Raw genomic sequence first — 14,879 nt, 5'->3', positions numbered from 1 at the left:
GCATCCCGCATGGACGGGCACCAACAAGTCGGGTATCCTATGCGACTTTCCGACGACGGCACTCGCTGTTGTCAACGCAGCTCACATCGCGCCCGTAGCTCAATGGATAGAGTACTGCCCTCCGAAGGCAGGGGTTGCTGGTTCGATCCCAGCCGGGCGCGCCAAGAATTTTTCCCGCCTTGATTTCCCGCTGTACCTCCCCGTACGCCACGGTTCAGGACCGGTACCGGCCAGGTCTGCTCGCCTCTTTCCCAGGCCGAGAGTCCCTTGCCACTTGCGGTTAGCCGACACTGCTTCCCCTATCTGGCGGCCATTCGCACCGGGCCCGCAATCCGTTTCCGGATGTCGGGAGCCGGGTCTCTGGCAATCGGCGGGCTCGGCGTCGTTCCGCCCGAAACGCAGTTTCCCGGTGGCTGGGATGGAGGCTATTGGGCACGGAAACAGGGGAAAGGCGGGGAGTTCTGCGACTGAATGACCGGGAAGGAAATCGGCCGTTGCGATGCGTTCGCAACGGCCGCTTTGCGTTACCGTCCCATCCGCCGTTGATAGCTTTGCGTGATCCGGTTGACCAGCCCCGGATCGCGCGAATCCGCCGCCTGGAATTCCACGCGCACGCTGCCGTCAGCCTGCTGGCGGATCATTGCCGCTACGGGGGTACTGCCGTAGTAGCCGGTGATATTGCCGGTTGTCGGTTCCTGCGTCTGGACTGCCACGCCCTGGTCGCGCATCGCATCGGCCGCCGCATAGAACGAGCGGTCGTAGCTGGTGGGTCCGGGCACGGGCCCGGGGGGATATCCGTAGTAGCAGCCGGCAAGCAGCAGGGCCGTCCAGAGGGCAAGGATCAGTGGCAGGCGTTTCATGGCATCCCCAATTATTTTGTCGGCGCCGAGCTTCCGTTCTAGCACCAGGCCGGGGGCGCCGGATATTGGGCGGAAGGCCCGGATGCGGAACGGCCCGGCAGGCGCCAGGCCCAATGGACAGGGAAATCGATGCGCGGCGCGTCGGGACAGTGGCAGACAGGATGCAAGATGAGTGAGAAGACCGATTACCAACTGATGACGCTGGCCAATGGCAGGCCAGTCAAGATGTGGACGGTCGGTGTGCCCGTCGAGGAAGACGCACGCCGCCAACTGCAGAACACCGCACGCATGCCGTTCGTGTTTCGCCATCTGGCCGTGATGCCGGATGTACATCTGGGCAAGGGATCTACGATCGGCACGGTAATTCCTACCCAGGGGGCGATCATCCCCGCTGCAGTGGGAGTCGATATCGGCTGCGGCATGATGGCAGCGCGCACCACGCTCAAGGCGAAGGACCTGCCCGATTCATTACACGGGCTGCGTGGCGCCATCGAGCGTGCGGTGCCGCATGGCCGCGCGCCGGGCCGGCGGGCCCCAGGCGCCTGGGGCGATCGTGCGCCCCATCACGTGGACGAAATGTGGAGAACGCTGGTGCCGGGCTTCGAACGCATCTGCGAGAAGTACCCGAAGCTGGCGCGGACCAACAACCACGTTCATCTGGGAACGCTCGGCACGGGAAACCACTTCATCGAAGTCTGTCTCGACGAGAGCGACACGGTCTGGTTCATGCTGCATAGCGGATCCCGGGGCGTGGGCAATGCCATCGGCACGCAGTTCATTGAACTGGCGCAGCAGGACATGCGTCAGCACATCGCCAACCTGCCCGACCGCGACCTGGCGTACTTTGAAGAGGGCAGCAAACACTTTGACGACTACGTCGAGGCCGTGGGCTGGGCGCAGGAATACGCGCGTCGCAACCGCGAAGTCATGATGGCCGCCGTCATCGGCGCCGCACGGGCGGCGATCGGCAAGCCGTTCGATGTGGACGAGCACGCGGTGAACTGCCACCACAACTATGTGCAGAAGGAGCGCCACTTCGGCGCGGACATTTTCGTGACGCGCAAGGGCGCGGTGTCGGCGCAGAAGGGCCAGCTCGGCATTATCCCGGGATCGATGGGCGCGAAGAGCTTTATCGTACGCGGCCTGGGAAACGCCGAAAGCTTCTGTTCCTGCAGCCACGGGGCCGGCCGCACCATGAGCCGCAACGAGGCCAGGCGCCGCTATACGGTGGCGGACCAGGTCAAGGCCACCGCGCACGTCGAATGCCGCAAGGACGCGGACGTAATCGACGAGATTCCGATGGCCTACAAGGATATCGACGCCGTCATGGCCGCCCAGAGCAGCCTGGTAGAGGTTGTCCACACGCTGCGGCAGGTGGTTTGCGTGAAGGGGTAGGGTGGCCGGCCCACTTGCCTGTTCATTCGATGCGTCGGCCTGGCTCGGCAGTGACCATGCCGCGCCCGCTGCGATCCGCGCCGATGTCTCTCCCCCGCCGCCTCAAGAGTGCAACAGATTGTGCCGGCCGCCCGGTCATAAGCACGCACACCATCGCCGCAACCGTTGCAGCGAAGCCGTTCTGCGGCGCCTGGCGCGTGCCTTGCATGACTGACTTTTCCCAGGAAGATCTTCAATACGAAGAAGGGAGGGTCATCATGCCCACGCTTGCCGCCGACCACATCGACATGCTGCGCAAGGCCGTGCGCGGCAAGGTACTGCTGCCGCACGACGCCGGCTACGACGTCGCGCGCACCGTCTGGAATGCCACCGTCGACCGGCGGCCCGCGGTCATCGTCCAGTGCACGGGCACGGCGGACGTCATGCAGGCCGTCAACTTCGCGCGCGATCATGGCCTGGCGATCGCCGTACGCGGCGGTGGTCACAACATTGCCGGCAGCGCCATCTGCCATGACGGGCTGGTTGTCGACCAGTCGGCGCTGCGTAGTGTCCATATCGATCCGCGCGACAACGTGGCCTGGGTCAGCCCCGGCGCCACGCTGGGTGATTTCGACCACGAGGCGCAGGCCCTGGGCCTGGCCACGCCGCTGGGCATCAACTCGACAACTGGCGTGGCCGGGCTGACGCTGGGCGGCGGCTTCGGCTGGCTGACGCGCCAGTACGGCATGACCGTCGACAACCTGCTGGGCTGCGAGGTGGTGACAGCCGATGGTCAGCGTCGCTGGGCCGACGCCAACCATGAGGCGGAACTGTTCTGGGCCCTGCGCGGTGGCGGCGGCAACTTCGGCGTGGTCACGCTGTTCGAGTTCAAGCTGCACGCGGTGGGCCCGCTGGTGACGGCCGGGCTGATCGTGTTTCCGGCCGCGGAAGGCAAATCGGTGCTGCGCCAGTACCGTGCTTTTGCGGAATCGGCCATGCCCGAAGACATGAACGTCTGGGTTGTCCTGCGCAAGGCGCCGCCGCTGCCGTTCCTGCCGTCGTCGGCACATGGTGCCAATGTGGTGGTGCTGGCGGTCTTCCATAACGGCGACCCCGGCAAGGCCGAAAAGGCGATCGATCCGCTGCGCGGGTTTGGTCAGGCCATAGGCGAGCATGTCGGGCAGATGCCCTATGCGGCGTGGCAGCAGGCGTTCGATCCGCTGCTGACGCCGGGCGCGCGCAACTACTGGAAGTCGCACAACTTCACGCGGCTGGACGACGCGGCCATCGACCTGATGACCGATTACGCGGCGCGCGGGCCATCGGCCCATGCCGAGATCTTCATCGGCCAGGTGGGCGGCGTTGCCAACCGCGTGGCGCCCGACGCCACGGCGTACCACCATCGCGATGCCCGCTATGTGATGAACGTCCATTCGCGCTGGGACCGCACCGACGAGGACACCACCTGCATCAGCTGGGCGCGCGATTTCTTCAACGCCACGGCGCCCTATGCCACTGGCGGCGTGTATGTGAATTTCATGACGGAGGACGAAACCGCGCGCGTCAGCGCGGCCTACGGCCACAATTTCGACCGGCTGGCGCGCGCCAAGCGGACGTACGATCCGCAGAACCTGTTCTGCTCGAACCAGAACATCAAGCCGGCGCCGTGACACGATCCGGCGCACACCGTCGCGCCATGCGTTGCTATGATGCGCCGCATGGCCGACGACCTGTTCATCCCTCACCACGAATACGAGATCACCGCAATCCGCGCGCAGGGCGCGGGCGGGCAGAACATCAACAAGGTGTCCAATGCGGTACACCTGCGCTATGACGTGCGAACGTCGTCGCTGGCCGCCGATCACAAGGACCGGCTGCTGGCGCTGCACGACCACCGCATCACGCGCGACGGGGTCATCGTCATCAAGGCGCAGCAGCACCGCAGCCTGGAGATGAACCGCGAGGAAGCCGTCCGCCGCCTGCACGAACTGGTGCGCAGCGTGGCCGAGCCGCCGCGCATCCGGCGGGCCACGCGGCCTACCCGCGCGTCGAAGGTACGGCGGCTCGATGCCAAGGTCCAGCGCGGCCAGATCAAGGCGCTGCGTGGGCGGGTGGTCGATTAGAGGTCCGCCTCTGAACTCGAACAAATATTTCAAACGGACGAAGAGTGGGCGGGACAATGCGGCGATAGACAGGCATGCTCTGGCATCACGCTGCCCAGCCATTTCCGATCTCGACAAGGGAAGCCCCATCCATGTCATCCGTCACTGCCGCCGCCGCCCTGGAACCGATCCCGCGCGACCCGGGCTGGCCCATCGTCGGCAACCTGTTCCAGATCACGCCCGGCGAAGTCGGCCAGCATCTGCTGGCGCGCAGCCGCCATCACGACGGCATCTTCGAGCTCGACTTTGCTGGCCGGCGCGTGCCATTCGTGTCGTCGGTGGCGCTGGTGGCCGAAGTGTGCGACCCGGCGCGCTTTCGCAAGATCATCGGCCCGCCGCTGTCGTATCTGCGCGACATGGCCGGCGACGGCCTGTTCACCGCCCATAGCGACGAGCCGAACTGGGGCTGCGCGCATCGCATCCTGATGCCCGCGTTCAGCCAGCGTGCGATGAAGGGCTACTTCGACGTGATGCTGCGCGTCGCCAACCGGCTGGTGGACAAGTGGGACCACAAGGGGCCCGACGCCGACATTGCCGTGGCCGACGACATGACGCGGCTGACGCTCGACACCATCGCGCTGTCCGGCTTCGGCTACGACTTCGAATCGTTCGCCAGCGAGCAGCTGGACCCGTTTATCGTGGCGATGGTGGGTGCGCTGGAGGAGGCCATGCGCAAGCTCACGCGGCTGCCGGTCCAGGACCGTTTCATGGGCCGCGCGCATCGCCAGTTCGCGGACGATGTGGCCTATATGCGCAACCTGGTGGACGACGTGATCCGCCAGCGCCGCGCCGCGCCCCGGCCGGGCATGGACCTGCTGAACCTGATGCTCGAGGCGCGCGACCCCGAAACGGATCGCCAGCTCGACGACGCCAATATCCGCAACCAGGTCATCACATTCCTGATCGCCGGCCACGAGACCACCAGCGGCCTGCTGACCTTCACGCTGTACGAACTGCTGCGCAATCCGGCCGTGCTGGCCCAGGCCTATGCCGAGGTGGATGCCGTGCTGCCCGGCGATGCCCCGCCCGTCTACGCCGACCTGGCACGCCTGCCCGTGCTGGACCGCGTGTTGAAGGAAACACTACGCCTGTGGCCCACCGCGCCGGCTTTCGCGGTGGCGCCGTTCGACGATGTGGTGATCGGCGGCCGCTACCGCTTGCGGCAGAACCGTCGCATCTCGGTGGTGCTGACGGCGCTGCATCGCGATCCGAAGGTGTGGGAAAACCCGGAGCGGTTCGACATCGACCGCTTCCTGCCCGAGAACGAGGCGAAGCTGCCCGCGCATGCCTACATGCCGTTCGGCCATGGCGAGCGGGCCTGCATCGGCCGCCAGTTCGCGCTGACCGAGGCCAAGCTGGCACTGGCGCTGATGCTGCGCAACTTCGCGTTCCACGACCCTTACGACTACCAGTTCCGGCTCAAGGAAACACTGACGATCAAGCCCGACAATTTCGTGCTGCGCGCCCGGCGGCGGCGTCCGCACGAGCGGATTGCCGTGCCGGCCGTTGCCGGGGAGGTGGCCGACGCCGCGCAGGCCGACGTGCGCGGCAACGGCCAGAACATGACCGTGCTGTGCGCGTCGAGCCTGGGCACTGCGCGCGAGCTGGCCGAGCAAATCCACGGCGGCGCCGTGGCGGCCGGGTTCGACGCCACGCTGGCCGATCTGGACGATGTGGTGAATGCCTTGCCCACATCGGGCCTGCTGGTCGTGGTGGCGGCCACCTACAACGGCCGCGCTCCGGATTCCGGTCGCCGGTTCGAAGCGATGCTCGATGCCGGCAGCGCCAGCGGTTACCGCGCCGAAGGCCTGCGTCTGGCGCTGCTGGGTTGCGGCAATTCGCAATGGGCGACGTACCAGGCCTTCCCGCGCCGCGTGTTCGACTTCTTCTCGGCCGCCGGCGCCGTACCGCTGCTGCCGCGTGGCGAAGCCGATGGCAACGCCGACTTCGACCAGGCGGCAGAGCGCTGGCTGGCGCAGCTGTGGCAGGCGCTGCAGGCCGATGGCGCCAGCGCGGGCGGCATCAGCGTGGACGTGCAGTTGCGCAGCGTCGATGCCATGCGCGCCGACACGCTGCCGGCCGGCACGCAGACCTTCACGGTGCTGACCAATACCGAACTGGTTGGCGATCCGGCCGGGCTTTGGGACTTCGCCATCGAGGCGCCGCGCACGTCGACGCGCGACATCCGGCTGCAACTGCCGCCGGGGACCACCTATCAGACGGGCGATCATGTCGCCGTCTGGCCACAAAACGATGCCACGCAGGTGATGGCGCTCTGCGAACGGCTCGACCTCGATCCCGATGCCATGGTCACGCTGTCGGCCCCGCAAGGTGCCGGGCGCGGGCTGCCAATTGGCGAAACGCTGCCATTGCGGCAACTGCTGACGCACTTTGTCGAGTTGCAGGATGTAGTGTCGCGCCAGACGCTGCGGTCGCTGGCCCAGGCCACGCGCTGCCCGTTCACGCGGCAGGCGCTGGAGCAACTGGCCGCGGACGATGCCGATACCGGCTACGCCGCCCAGGTGGCCGCGCGGCGCCTGAACGTGCTCGATGTCCTGGTCCGCTTCCCGGCCATCACGCTGATGCTCCCGCAACTGCTGGCCTGCACGGTGCCGATGCGGCCGCGCTTCTATTCGATTGCGTCGTCGCCGCTGGTCTCACCCGACGTCGCCACGCTGCTGGTGGGTACGGTCTGGGCGCCGGCGCTGTCGGGGCACGGCCAGTTCCGGGGTGTGGCATCGACATGGCTGCAGGCGCTGCCGCCAGGCGCACGCGTGTCGGCGTCGATCCGCACGCCGAATCCGCCATTCGCCCCGCCAGCCGATCCGTCGGTGCCGATGTTGCTGATCGGCCCCGGTACTGGCATCGCGCCGTTTCGGGGCTTTCTGGAAGAACGCGCCGCCCAGCGGGCGGCCGGGCAGCCGCTCACGCCGGTGCAGTTGTATTTCGGCTGCCGCCATCCCGGGCACGACTGGCTGTTCCACGACGAAATCGCAGCCTGGGCCGAAGCCGGCGTTGCCGAGGTCCACACCGCGTATTCGGTGCTGGCGGGCAAGGCGCGCTATGCGCAGGACCTGCTCTGGCAGCGGCGCGCGCAGGTCTGGGTACAGCTGCAGGCCGGGGCGATGGTCTATGTCTGCGGCGACGGCCGCCGCATGGCGCCTGCCGTGCGGCAGGTGCTGATCGAGATCGGCGCGGAGCAGGGCGGCATGACCCCCGAGGCGGCGTCGGACTGGTTCGCCGGTCTGGTCGCGCAGGGCCGCTACCGGCAGGACGTGTTCAACTGACAACCCCTGGAGCGCCGGGTTGGTGCCGGGGGTGACCCCGGCGCTTGGCAGGATTCCGCTGAACATTGTCCGTCGGCCGCCTGGCCGGGGCCGTACGCTGGAAAGCATCCCATTTCCAGAATCCGGAGACTCCGATGGCTTCCCCTGCGATGCGGCAAGCGCGCGTGCTGGCGCTGTGCCAGGCCCTGTTCACGTCCGCCATATCCGTCGACCTGACACTGACCGGGCTGGTCGGCTATACGCTGGCGCCCGCCAAGGCGCTTGCCACGCTGCCGTTCGCGCTGATTACCGTGGCGGGCGCGGCCACGGCCATGGGCGTGCCGTTCGTGATCGAGCGCTTCGGGCGCCGCTTCGCGTTCTGCCTGGGCGGCGTGGCCTGCATGCTGGGCGGATGGGTGTCGGTGGCGGCCATCTGGCGCCATGACTTCTGGCTGTTCTGCGTTGGCACGGCGCTGGTGGGCGTGTTCCAGTCGTTCGCCCGCTTTTACCGGCTGGCCGCCGCCGATGCCGCGCCCGCGCCAGAAAAGCCCCGTGTGATCTCGGTGGTGCTGACCGGAGGCGTGGTCGCTGCCGTGTGCGGCCCCGCCATCGCTGCGTGGAGCGCCGACATGATGCTGCCGACACCGTTTGCCGGGTCCTACGCGGTGGTGGCGGTCTTCGGCGCGCTGACCGTGATGCTGCTGATGCTGGCGTACCGCGAATCGCCGGCCGCCCTGGCCGCCGCCGCGGCGGACACCCGGCCCGCGCGCCCGCTGGGCGAGATTGTCCGGCAGCCGGTATTCCTGGCGTCGTTTGCCAACAATGGCATCGGCAACGCCGTGATGATGTTCGTGATGACGGCCACGCCGATTGCGGCCATCGCCTGCAACCACACCATCACACAGGGCGCGCAGATCATCGAATGGCACCTGGTGGGCATGTACGCGCCGTCGTTCTTCTCGGGATGGTTGCTGCAGCGTTTCGGCAATCCGGTGATGCTGGTGGCCGGCATCGCGCTGTCCGCAATGGCTGCCGTGGTGGCGCTGTGCTCGACGTCGCTGGCGGCGTTCTATGTGGCACTGCTGTGCCTGGGCATGGGCTGGAACTTCATGTCGGTGGGTGGCACGACGCTGCTGGCCGGCAGCTACCGGCCCAGCGAACGGGCGCGCACGCAATCGGTCAGCGAGTTTTCCTCGGCGGTGCTGACTGCAATCGCCACGCTGGCGGCGGGTCAGGTACTGACGGTCTGGGGCTGGCAGGGGGTGAACCTGGCGGTGCTGCCGGCGCTGGGCGTCGCGTTGGTCGTGACGCTGGCGTGGCAGCGCCGGGAACGGGCGGCGGCGATGGCGGCGGCAGTATGATCGTGGCAACGCAAGCGCCAGCCCTCTGCCCCGACCCCTCTCCCGCAGGCGGGAGAGGGGAGCGCACCAATCACCCATCACGCAACACATCATGCACCTCGTTCCAGACCCGCCGCGCGTCGTGGTGATCGTCGCGCCAGATCCATCTCAGGAACTCGACGTCACCGGACCGACGGCGGTCTTCAGTACGGCGAACAAGCTGTGCGGCCGCGACCAGCCGGCGTACGAGGTTCACGTGGCCAGCGTCAGCGACGATGCCATCGTGCATACCGAATGCGGGCTGCGCTTGCTGGCCGAGGCGCCGTACCACCAGATCGCCAGCCGGACCGGCAAGCCCATCGATACGCTGCTGATCTCCGGCGGTGCTGGCTCGCGCGCCGCGGCCGATGATGCGCGGCTGATCGGCTGGCTGCGCGAGCAGGCCGGCACGGTACGGCGCATGGGTGCCGTATGCACTGGTGCCTTCGCGCTGTGCCGCACCGGCCTGCTCGACGGCCAGCGCGTGACCACGCATTGGCGGCACGCCGAACGGCTGGCACAACGCCACCCGGAACTCACCGTGGATGCCGATCCGATCTGGATTCGTGCAGGACGCTTCTACACCTCGGCCGGCGTCACCGCTGGCATGGACCTGTCGCTGGCGCTGGTCGAGGAAGACCTCGGGCATGCGGTGTCGCTGGAAGTGGCGCGCGAGCTGGTGATGTTCCTGCGCCGTCCCGGCAGCCAGGCGCAGTTTTCCACCGTGCTGCGCGCACAGGCCGCGCAAAGCCCGGAACTGCGTGCGCTGCAGACGTGGATCGCGGATAACCTCGGTCGTGATCTGTCGGTCGGCGTGCTGGCCGAACAGGCGGCCATGAGCCCGCGCAACTTCGCGCGGGTCTTTGCCAAGCAGGTAGGAGAAACGCCAGCACGCTACGTGGAGCGGCTACGCGTGGAAGCCGTGCGGCGGCTGCTGGAAGGCACCAACCGCCGGCTGGAGGCGATCGCGCATGCCACCGGGTTCGGCAACGCCGATGTCATGCGGCAGGCGTTCCTGCGCCATGTGCAGACCACGCCCGAGCGCTATCGGGCTGCGTTCCGATCTGACGGGATGGCGGAAGGGGAAGACGGGCTGGCGGCGTAGCCGTACTGGCGACGCCGCCGGCCGTACCCGCGTCAGCGGGCGTTCTGCAGCGCGGCGATACGCGATTCGATCGGCGGGTGGCTGGAGAACAGCGCCATCCACGACTTGCCGCCCGAGATGCCCATGGCCTGCATGTTCTGCGGCAGGCCGTCTGCGTCCAGGCCGCCCAGGCGACGCAATGCGCCCACCATCGGCACGGGCGTGCCCATCAGGCCTGCCGCGCCGGCATCGGCGCGGTACTCGCGGTGGCGCGAGAACGCTGCCACGATAATGCTGGCCAGGATGCCGAACACGATCTCGCAGACCACCACCGTGATCATGTAGCCGATGCCGGGGCCGCTCGATTCCTCGTCATTGCGGCGCAGCCACGAGTCGACAAAGTAGCCGACCACGCGTGCCATGAAGATCACGAACGCGTTCACCACGCCCTGGATCAGCGTCAGCGTGACCATGTCGCCATTGGCGATGTGGGCCACTTCGTGCGCCAGCACGGCCTCCACCTCGTCGTGCGACATCGATTGCAGCAGGCCCGTGGATACGGCCACCAGCGAGCTGTTCTTCGACGCGCCCGTGGCAAATGCGTTGGGCTCGCCGTCGTAGATGGCTACCTCGGGCATCGGCAGGCCGGCGCGCGTGGCAAGTTTCTGGACGGTCTGCACCAGCCAGAGTTCGGTGCTGGTGCCCGGATGGGTGATGACCTGGGCACCGGTGGACCACTTGGCGATGGTCTTGGACATCAGCAGCGAGATGAACGAACCGCCAAAGCCCATCAGCGCGGCAAAGGCCAGCAGCATGCCGAGGTTCAGCCCGTTGGACGTCAGGAAGCGGTTCACGCCCAGCAGGCTGGCCGTGATACTGAGTACGAGCATGACGGCGATGTTGGTCGCCAGGAACAGGAAAATACGTTTCATGGTTGTGGGGCAGTACAGGTAAGGACGCGGACGGGCCGCAGGCGCGCACGGCACGCATCCGGCGTGCCAGGCGACAAGGGTAGGCGCGGCAATGTCGGCCGCGCGCAAGCGGGATCAGCCGCGCGGCGGGCGCGGCAGCAGGGGCAGGTCGGGATCGGGCAGCGCAGCGGCCGCGTAGCGCGGCACGGCGCCACGGGCGGCCGATGTCACCACGCGCGGCAGGGGCGCGGGCAGCAACTGCTCGGCAAAGTCGGCGCCGGGCGGCGTAGGCTCTGCCTGATCGGCTGGACTGGAAGTGTCGGACGATGCCGGCGTGGCGGAAAAGTCAGCCTGGTCGGCGGCCACCGCCACGTTGTCTTGCGCTATGGCGGCCACATGAGGCGCCTGCACCATGTCGGGGCCTACCGTGGACATGCCAATGCCGGCCCAGGCCTGCAGCGGCAGGAAGGCAAGCAGCACGATCATCAACAGGAGGCGAAGCGGATGCACGGGGGCGGGTGACGCACAAGACAGGAAACGATGGCGTCGATTCTACAGGATGGCGCGCCGGCCGGCAGGGCGCCCGATGCGCGCGCCGGTGACTATCCGACGATTCTCAAGGCGGCACGCGTGCCCCACCAGGCCGCTTCCTCGAACACCGACAGGCCGGACAGGTCGGCGTGTGCGAACAGCACCGGGCCATCGGCTGCGCGCAAGGCGGCCAGACCCGCATTGGCAAGGAAACCTGGCACCGGCGTCGCCATCGCATGGCCGCGCGCGGTGATTTCCACGGCGTCGGCGTGGCGCCAGAATTCGCGTCCGTAGACAGCCTGCAGGTCGGCGACGGCCAGATCCATCAGCGCGGACGGCGACGCCTCCACCAGCCAGCGCCGAACGGCATCGGGGCTGCTGCCGGCGGCCAGGCCGGCCTGGGCATCGAGCGGCGTATATGCGGTGAACGCGGTTTGTGCCGGGCGCGCCTGGCGAATCCACTGGTGCGTGGCGACCACATAGCCCAGCCCGCGCGAGCCATGGACGACGTTGTCCCACGCCAGCGGCACGCCCGCCTGTTCTTCCGGAAAGCCGCGCAGGCGGAAGGTCGAGACCAGCCACGGCGCGTGGTGCTGCAGGTGAATGGCGGGATCGAACCCCAGTGGCTGCAGCGGCATCAGGTGCGCGGCCACGTGCAGGGGCATGGCGCAGATCACGCGGCGCGCCACGATGCGCGACAGTCTGGGCGGCCGGCCAGGGCCATCGGGCCATTCGGCACACAGCACGCTTGCGCCCGCGCCGTTCGTGTCCGGCTCGATCCGAACCGCCATGCCGCCGCGCCGCCACGGGCGCCCGGCGCCCATGCGCGCATCGATCCGGGCCATCAGCCGCGTGACCAGCCCGTGCAAGCCATCGGGCCAGGTCAGCACGGCGCCATCGGCCGCATTGCTGGCATGCCCGCCACGGCTGGCGAAGTAATGCAGCCCGGCCCAGGCGGAGACCACGTCGGCCCCGGCGCCATAGTCGTCGCGGCAGCAGTAGTCGGCATACCAGTGCAACGTGGGCGCGTTGTAGCCCTGCGCGGTCAGCCATTGCCGGAAGGTCTGGCAGTCGAGCGCCAGCCAGGCCGCGTCGCGCGACGACTGGGCCAGCGGAATCGCGAACACCTTGCGGCCGTCGCTGCCCACGGCAGTGCGCAGCTTGTCCACCTGCGCGAGAAAGCGCGCGTGCTGGTCGTGGTGGGTGTCGCTGTCGGGCAGCAGGCCGTCCTGCCATGTACCGTCGAAGAACAGGCGCTCTTCGGGGGCATGCACCAGCGCGCGTTCGTCGAAGCGTGGCCGGGCATCGAACGGGTCGCGCTCGATCACGCCCACGTCGGCCAGCATCTCGCGGACGTGGGTGGATTCGGCCGAAGGCAGCGGCAGGTAGTGCGCGCCGCGCGGAAAGCCGATGTCGCCGAATTGTCCGCCCGAGGCATTGCCGCCAAACTCGGGGCCGTCGAGCATGACGAAGTTGCGCAGGCCGGCGCGCGACAACTGCCAGGCCGCCGACAGGCCACCGACGCCACTGCCCAGGATCGCCACATCCACGCGCTGCTCGCCCACGGGCGGTGCCCAGCGGTGCGCGTCGCGCAGCGCGTGCCCTTCGGCCATGCCGGGCCGCAACACCACCGGTGTTGGCTCGTGCAGGCCAAGCCCGGCCAGAAAGTGCGCGGCATCGTTGCCGATGCGCTCGCAGCCGGCCAGCGCGGTGCCGGCCGCGGCAATCAGGAAGCGACGTCGATCCATGGCCGTTGGCGGTTACCGGATCACGTTGCGCCAGTCCCGCTCGAAGTCATGCACCAGCGTCTGTTCGTTGAGCCGGTTCGCCTGGCCTTCGCGCGGCGCCATGTCGGCAGGGAAGCTGAACATCAGCTTCGTGCTGTCGGCATCGAGAAATTTCAGCGGCACGTCGTAGCGCGCGGGCGGCGTGTAGTCGGCGCGCTTGCCGGCCAGGATAAAGCCCCATTCACCGAATGACGGTACATAGGTGTGGTACGGCCACGTGTGCAGGCCGGCTTCGCGCAGCGTGGCGGCGATATCCCAGAACGAGCGCGGCGCGTAGTAGGGCGAGGTGGACTGCACCACCGCGTAGCCCTTCTCGGCCAGGTGGCGCGACAGCAGGCGGTACATCGGCACCGAATAGAGCTTGCCGAGCCCGAAGTTCGACGGATCGGGCAGGTCGACGATGATCGCGTCGAAGCTGTCCTGGCTCTGCTCCAGCCATTGCGCGGCGTCGGCGTTGACCACCGTCACGCGCCGGTCGGTCAGCGACCCCTGGTTCAGCGCGCGCAATGGCTCGCTGCGCGAGAACAGCGTGGTCATGGCGGGGTCCAGATCCACCAGCGTCACGTGCTCGATCCCCTGGTACTTGAGGATCTCGCGCAGGGCCAGCCCGTCGCCGCCACCGATCACCAGCACGCGGCGCGCCCATGGCAGTGCCTGCAGCACCGGATGCACCAGCGCCTCGTGATAGCGATGCTCGTCGCGCGACGAGAACTGCAGGTTGCCGTTGATGTACAGCCGCAGGTCGTCCTTCCAGCGCGTGATCACCAGTCGCTGGTAGGGCGTGGTCTCGCTGTGGATGATCTCGTCGCCGAACATGCCGCGCTCGGCCCAGCGCGTCAGGTGCGTGGAGCCGGCAAAGCCCGCGGTCAGCAGCGCGAACACGATGCCGGCCCGCATCGTGCGCAACGTCGTGCCCTGGATCTCGTTACGGAAGATGCGCAGCGTGAACAGCGCCACGGCCACGTTGAGCATGCCGAACAGGAAGCCCGTGCGCGACAGCCCCAGGCGTGGCGCCAGCACGAGCGGAAACACCAGCGAGACGGCCAGCGCGCCCAGGTAGTCGAACGTCAGCACGCGGCTCACCAGCTCGCTGAACTGGGTCTTGCGCGCATTGAGAATGCGCATCACCAGCGGGATCTCCATGCCCACCAGCAACCCGATCACGAACACCAGCGCGTAGAGCGCGGTGCGGAACGGCGCGGACAGCCAGGCGAACACCACGAACAGCAGCGCCGCAGAGATGCCGCCCAGCAGGCCGACCAGGATCTCGATGTCGATAAAACGCGACAGCACGTCCTCGTCCTTCACATACCGCGACAGCCAGGAGCCCACGCCCATGGCGAACAGGTAGCAGCCTATGATGGAAGAGAACTGGAGGATCGAATCGCCCAGCAGATAGCTGGACAGGGCGCCGGCAATCAGTTCGTAGCCAAGCCCGCAAGAGGCTACGATCAACACCGACAGGACTAGGGTACGGTCGCGCATGGGGCGGCGGCGTGCAGCAGGAGATGGGCCGGTACGCAAC

General features: G+C 67.8%; 11 protein-coding genes and 1 tRNA gene. 7 read left to right on the top strand and 5 right to left on the bottom strand.

Annotation, left to right across the window (positions count from 1 at the left end):
* Nucleotides 1-88 precede the first annotated feature (88 nt).
* Nucleotides 89-164, top strand: a tRNA-Arg gene (locus ACOABP_RS08390).
* 360 nt (nucleotides 165-524) lie between these two features.
* Here the strand turns inward: ACOABP_RS08390 and ACOABP_RS08385 are convergent.
* Entirely contained in the window at nucleotides 525-860 is a 336-nt protein-coding gene (locus ACOABP_RS08385; protein ID WP_066736769.1) for a hypothetical protein, read from the bottom strand.
* Between the two features lie 168 nt (nucleotides 861-1,028).
* On the opposite strand from ACOABP_RS08385, the gene ACOABP_RS08380 reads away from it, so the two are divergent.
* From ACOABP_RS08380 to ACOABP_RS08355, 6 genes are all read left to right on the top strand, one after another.
* Complete coding sequence (locus tag ACOABP_RS08380; protein WP_474227704.1) at nucleotides 1,029-2,255, top strand: RtcB family protein; 1,227 nt, start codon at nucleotides 1,029-1,031, stop codon at nucleotides 2,253-2,255.
* A 257-nt stretch (nucleotides 2,256-2,512) separates the two neighbouring features.
* Complete coding sequence (locus tag ACOABP_RS08375) at nucleotides 2,513-3,904, top strand: FAD-binding oxidoreductase (protein ID WP_474227703.1); 1,392 nt, start codon at nucleotides 2,513-2,515, stop codon at nucleotides 3,902-3,904.
* A gap of 48 nt (nucleotides 3,905-3,952) precedes the next feature.
* The gene (arfB, locus tag ACOABP_RS08370) at nucleotides 3,953-4,357 is read left to right on the top strand and encodes an alternative ribosome rescue aminoacyl-tRNA hydrolase ArfB (RefSeq protein WP_474227702.1); all 405 of its coding nucleotides are present in this window, start codon (nucleotides 3,953-3,955) and stop codon (nucleotides 4,355-4,357) included.
* 131 nt (nucleotides 4,358-4,488) lie between these two features.
* Nucleotides 4,489-7,683 (top strand): bifunctional cytochrome P450/NADPH--P450 reductase, encoded by a 3,195-nt coding sequence (locus tag ACOABP_RS08365; protein WP_474227701.1) that lies wholly within the window; start codon nucleotides 4,489-4,491, stop codon nucleotides 7,681-7,683.
* Between the two features lie 134 nt (nucleotides 7,684-7,817).
* Nucleotides 7,818-9,023, top strand: a complete 1,206-nt coding sequence (locus ACOABP_RS08360; RefSeq protein WP_474227700.1) for an MFS transporter — start codon at nucleotides 7,818-7,820, stop codon at nucleotides 9,021-9,023.
* A gap of 91 nt (nucleotides 9,024-9,114) precedes the next feature.
* A complete protein-coding gene (locus tag ACOABP_RS08355; protein WP_474227699.1) occupies nucleotides 9,115-10,146 on the top strand; it encodes a GlxA family transcriptional regulator in 1,032 nt (343 codons plus the stop codon).
* 32 nt (nucleotides 10,147-10,178) lie between these two features.
* Here ACOABP_RS08355 and htpX read toward each other — a convergent pair whose 3' ends face one another.
* The 4 genes from htpX to ACOABP_RS08335 all read right to left on the bottom strand — a co-directional run bounded on the left by htpX (nucleotide 10,179) and on the right by ACOABP_RS08335 (nucleotide 14,839).
* A complete protein-coding gene (gene htpX, locus ACOABP_RS08350) occupies nucleotides 10,179-11,057 on the bottom strand; it encodes a protease HtpX (protein ID WP_474227698.1) in 879 nt (292 codons plus the stop codon).
* Nucleotides 11,058-11,171: 114 nt separating this feature from the next.
* The gene (locus ACOABP_RS08345) at nucleotides 11,172-11,546 is read right to left on the bottom strand and encodes a hypothetical protein (protein WP_474227697.1); all 375 of its coding nucleotides are present in this window, start codon (nucleotides 11,544-11,546) and stop codon (nucleotides 11,172-11,174) included.
* 92 nt (nucleotides 11,547-11,638) lie between these two features.
* On the bottom strand, nucleotides 11,639-13,315 hold the full coding sequence (locus ACOABP_RS08340; protein ID WP_474227696.1) for an NAD(P)-binding protein: 1,677 nt from the start codon (nucleotides 13,313-13,315) through the stop codon (nucleotides 11,639-11,641).
* 12 nt (nucleotides 13,316-13,327) lie between these two features.
* Nucleotides 13,328-14,839 (bottom strand): polyamine aminopropyltransferase, encoded by a 1,512-nt coding sequence (locus tag ACOABP_RS08335; protein ID WP_474227695.1) that lies wholly within the window; start codon nucleotides 14,837-14,839, stop codon nucleotides 13,328-13,330.
* Nucleotides 14,840-14,879: the final 40 nt, after the last annotated feature.

The sequence above is a fragment of the Cupriavidus sp. HE11 genome (genome assembly GCF_056097175.1).
The sequence above is the reverse complement of the archived record's forward strand: the minus strand, read 5'-3'. Positions and strand labels throughout refer to the sequence as shown.

Coding starts and splice junctions, on each gene's coding strand:
- ACOABP_RS08380 (WP_474227704.1), top strand. CDS start 1,029: ATGAGTGAGAAGACCGATTACCAACTGATGACGCTGGCCAATGGCAGG.
- arfB (WP_474227702.1), top strand. CDS start 3,953: ATGGCCGACGACCTGTTCATCCCTCACCACGAATACGAGATCACCGCA.
- ACOABP_RS08375 (WP_474227703.1), top strand. CDS start 2,513: ATGCCCACGCTTGCCGCCGACCACATCGACATGCTGCGCAAGGCCGTG.
- ACOABP_RS08385 (WP_066736769.1), bottom strand. CDS start 860: ATGAAACGCCTGCCACTGATCCTTGCCCTCTGGACGGCCCTGCTGCTT.
- htpX (WP_474227698.1), bottom strand. CDS start 11,057: ATGAAACGTATTTTCCTGTTCCTGGCGACCAACATCGCCGTCATGCTC.
- ACOABP_RS08365 (WP_474227701.1), top strand. CDS start 4,489: ATGTCATCCGTCACTGCCGCCGCCGCCCTGGAACCGATCCCGCGCGAC.
- ACOABP_RS08360 (WP_474227700.1), top strand. CDS start 7,818: ATGGCTTCCCCTGCGATGCGGCAAGCGCGCGTGCTGGCGCTGTGCCAG.
- ACOABP_RS08335 (WP_474227695.1), bottom strand. CDS start 14,839: ATGCGCGACCGTACCCTAGTCCTGTCGGTGTTGATCGTAGCCTCTTGC.
- ACOABP_RS08355 (WP_474227699.1), top strand. CDS start 9,115: ATGCACCTCGTTCCAGACCCGCCGCGCGTCGTGGTGATCGTCGCGCCA.
- ACOABP_RS08340 (WP_474227696.1), bottom strand. CDS start 13,315: ATGGATCGACGTCGCTTCCTGATTGCCGCGGCCGGCACCGCGCTGGCC.